The following is a 2080-nucleotide window of genomic DNA, read 5'->3' as shown; positions in this document are numbered from 1 at the left end:
AGCTGCTTCAACGGATGATTGCGCTTCCTCACGTTGTTTATCAACGTCATCAGAGACACCGTTTGAGTCTGAATCATTCACATCTGGTACGTCTATGCCATTCAACTTCTCGAGTTCTTCTGGCATTTCGCCTCGTTGGTCTCTAGGAAGTGCATCCACTTTTTCTTGCGCATTCTGTTTAGCGTCGGCTGCATCTTGATTCGCTTTCTCTAATGCTTCGTGCTCATCTGGTGTAATTAGACCATCAGCATTTGCTTCTTTCAATTTATCTTGTGCCGCTTGATCTGCACTTTTAGCTGCATCTACAGCTGCTTGCGCTTCTTCGCGTTGACTGTCGACGTCATCACTTACGCCATTCGCATCCGAGTCATTCACATCTGGAATATTGATACCATGTAGTTTTTCTAAGTCTGATGGCATGTCTCCACGCTGATCGCTTGGTAATGCATCAACTTTGTCCTGTGCGTTTCGTTTAGCCTCAGCAGCATCTTGGTTTGCCTTTTCTAAAGCATCGTGTTCGTCTGGCGTAATCAATCCGTCCACATTAGCTTCTTTCAACTTATCTTGGGCTGCTTGATCCGCATTCTTAGCTACATTAACCGCTGATTGCGCTTCTTCTCGTTGCTTATCAACATCGTCGGAAACGCCGTTTGAATCTGAATCGTTCACATCTGGAATAATGATGCCATGTAGTTCATCGAGTTCGCTTGGCATATCTCCTCGTTGGTCACTAGGCAACGCATCCACTTTCTCTTGTGCGTTTTGTTTAGCATCTGCTGCATCTTGGTTTGCTTTTTCAAGTGCTTTGTGCTCGTCTGGCGTAATAAGTCCATCCGCATTAGCTTCTTTCAACTTATCTTGCGCTGCCTGGTTTGCACTTTTAGCTGCGTCTACTGCCGCTTGCGCTTCTTCTCGTTGTTTATCCACGTCGTCGGAGACTCCATTTGCATCGGAATCATTCACATCTGGCACATCAATACCGTGTAGGTTTTCTAAATCTGATGGCATATCTCCGCGTTGATCACTAGGTAATGCATCCACTTTCTCTTGTGCATTCTGCTTAGCATCCGCTGCATCTTGATTCGCTTTCTCAAGTGCTTCGTGTTCATCCGGCGTAATTAGACCATCGGCATTTGCTTCTTTCAATTTATCTTGTGCAGCCTGATCTGCACTTTTAGCTGCGTTAACTGCTGCTTGTGCTTCTTCGCGTTGTGCATCGACTTCATCGGAGACTCCATTCGCATCAGAGTCATTCACATCTGGAATATCGATACCATGTAGTTTTTCTAGGTCTGATGGCATGTCTCCTCGCTGATCACTTGGAAGTGCATCCACTTTTTCTTGCGCATTCTGTTTAGCGTCGGCTGCATCCTTGTTCGCTTTTTCTAAAGCTTCATGTTCATCTGGCGTGATAAGTCCATCAGCATTCGCTTCATTCAACTTATCTTGTGCAGCTTGGTCTGCACTTTTAGCTGCATCGACCGCTGATTGTGCTTCCTCACGTTGGTTATCAACGTCATCGGAGACGCCGTTTGAATCGGAATCGTTCACATTAGGAACTTCAATGCCATGAAGTTTTTCTAAGTCTGATGGCATATTTCCTCGCTGATCACTTGGTAATGCATCCACTTTGTCCTGTGCATTCTTCTTGGCATCCGCTGCGTCATTGTTCGCTTTCTCTAAAGCATCATGTTCATCTGGCGTAATTAAGCCGTCCGCATTCGCTTCCTTCAACTTATCTTGCGCTGCTTGGTTCGCATTTTTAGCTGCATCTACTGCCGCTTGCGTCTCTTCGCGTTGTGCATCGACTTCGTCGGAGACGCCGTTTGAATCAGAATCATTCACTTCTGGTACATCAATGCCATGAAGTTTATCAAGATCATCTGGCATATTTCCTCGCTGATTGCTAGGTAACGCATCTACTTTTTCTTGCGCATTCTGTTTAGCGTCGGCTGCATCTTGATTCGCTTTCTCAAGCACTTCATGTTCATCTGGTGTGATTAGACCATCCACATTCGCTTCTTTGAGTTTATCTTGTGCTGCTTGATTCGCATTCTTAGCTGCATCTACCGCTGCTTGT

General features: G+C 45.5%; 1 protein-coding gene. It reads right to left on the bottom strand.

The annotated features are described in order from the left end of the window. Nucleotides 1-2080 (bottom strand): GA-like domain-containing protein (locus HMPREF2802_RS10075; RefSeq protein ID WP_218085177.1); only part of this gene is annotated, 2080 nt, incomplete at both ends.

The sequence above is a fragment of the Staphylococcus sp. HMSC071G07 genome (assembly GCF_001811435.1).
Taxonomy (GTDB): Bacteria; Bacillota; Bacilli; order Staphylococcales; family Staphylococcaceae; genus Staphylococcus; species Staphylococcus pettenkoferi.
Note: the sequence above shows the minus strand (reverse complement) of the source record. Positions and strands in the feature narration are given on the sequence as shown.